The sequence below is a fragment of the Streptomyces sp. E11-3 genome (assembly GCF_046540415.1).
GTDB lineage: Bacteria > Actinomycetota > Actinomycetes > Streptomycetales > Streptomycetaceae > Streptomyces.
The window spans coordinates 1-1,650 of the sequence record NZ_JAZGRL010000158.1 but is presented as its reverse complement, the minus strand read 5'-3'; the positions used below and the strand labels follow the sequence as shown (position 1 = coordinate 1,650).

2 protein-coding genes are annotated in these 1,650 nt (G+C 70.1%); one reads left to right on the top strand and one right to left on the bottom strand.

Annotation, left to right across the window (positions count from 1 at the left end; all coding sequences use genetic code 11):
* The first annotated feature begins 139 nt into the window (after positions 1-139).
* A complete protein-coding gene (locus U9R90_RS36075; RefSeq protein WP_411061710.1) occupies positions 140-1,246 on the top strand; it encodes an ArsR/SmtB family transcription factor in 1,107 nt (368 codons plus the stop codon).
* Here the strand turns inward: U9R90_RS36075 and U9R90_RS36070 are convergent.
* The gene (locus U9R90_RS36070; RefSeq protein ID WP_411061708.1) at positions 1,216-1,632 is read right to left on the bottom strand and encodes a hypothetical protein; all 417 of its coding nucleotides are present in this window, start codon (positions 1,630-1,632) and stop codon (positions 1,216-1,218) included. The genes U9R90_RS36075 and U9R90_RS36070 overlap by 31 nt on opposite strands.
* Positions 1,633-1,650 lie beyond the last annotated feature (18 nt).

The window sequence follows — 1,650 nt, the reverse complement described above, 5'->3', positions numbered from 1 at the left end:
GGTGGGTCCGCCCGGGCGTGCGGGCGTCGGCGGGACCCCCGTGCCCGCCGACGCCTGACCAGCTTCCACCGGCCCTCATCTGGACATCGACCTGTTTCGGCGTAGCCCGAAGAACGACGAACCGGAGACAATCCGACACGTGACGCTCCGCATCCACTTCACCGCACAGGACCTGGCCCGGACCCGTATCGCCCATGACCCCAGGCCCCTGGTGGAGTTGGCGATCGCCGTCCGGCTGCTCCAGGAACGCAGCCATCCGGCGCGTTTCGGAACCTGGCGGCGTACGGCGCTGTCCCGGCTGTCCCCGAACACACGGATGCTGTTCCCGCTCATCCCCGCGACGGGATGGTCGGTGGACTTCCTCACCCCCGCGGACCCCGGCCATCCGGACACGCTGCTCGACAAGGTGCGGGCGACCCCCACCCGGCAGATCCGCGAGGACCTGAACCTCTGGGCCGCGCACCAGACGTCCGTGCCCGCGTGGACGCGCGAGCTGGACGAGGATCGGGGTCTGCAGCGGCAACTCGTCGACACCGTGGAGCACGCGCACCGCGAGATCATCAGGCCTTACTGGCCCGAGATCGTCTCCCTCGCCGCCGCGGACCACGCGCTGCGGATGCGCCAACTCGCGGAGGGCGGCATGGACCGGGTGCTGAGCGGGCTCAACCCGCCCCGCATCCGCTGGCGCCATCCGACGCTGGAGCTGAAGATGGCGTCGGGCATGAGCGGTGACATCAAACTGGAGGGGCGCGGTCTCCTGCTGATTCCCAGCCTCTTCGGTTCCGACTGCTCCACGATCAACGACGCCGCCGAACCGCAGCCCTGGGTGACCTATCCGATCCGGACCGACGACCGCCCCGTACTGTCCGCGATGGCGACCGCCGCCGCGCTCACCACGGTGCCGCGCTCACTGTCTGCGCTGCTCGGCAGGACCCGCGCCACGGTCCTCTGCGTCATCACCGATCGCCCCGGCTGCACCACCACGGAGCTCGCCGAACACGCCGGTATCTCTCCGGCCAGCGCCAGCGAACACGCCACCGTGCTGCGCTCGGCCAACCTGATCACGACGGCCCGGCACCGCAACACGGCGCTGCACGCGCCGACACCGGCCGGGACGGCACTGCTCAACTCACAACTGCCGAGCCCACAGCTGCCGAGCTCGACAGCCGCCCATCCCACAGCCGCCCATCCCACAGCTGCCTATCCCGCAGCTGCCTATCCCGCAGCTCCCGGAGGCGTCAGGTAGTAGCCGACCACCGGGGCTATCTCGGTGAGCCACTCATGCAGCCGACCCTGGCGCTTGGCCGCCACCCGGCACTCGTAGAACCGGCCGTCGGTGTGCATGACGCCGACCAGGAGCCAGCCGAACTGTCCGGTGTAGTGGATGGTGCGGATCTCCGGCCAGGTGAACTCAATGGAGACACCGTTCTGTTCAAGATGCGTACCGCCCTCATCGATGACGACCGCATTGTGCCGGTCGGACGCCAGGAACTCCGGGAACGGGGCCGGGCCCATGTCCTGGTGGTGGGCCGGGACCTGGGCGCCCGGCGCGTACGCAGGCGGAGGCGGGGGCGTGAAGCCGGGCGGCGGTGGGCCGAAGCCCGGGTTGTGCGGGGGGTGCTGCTGGTCCATGTCGGAACATCGTACGGG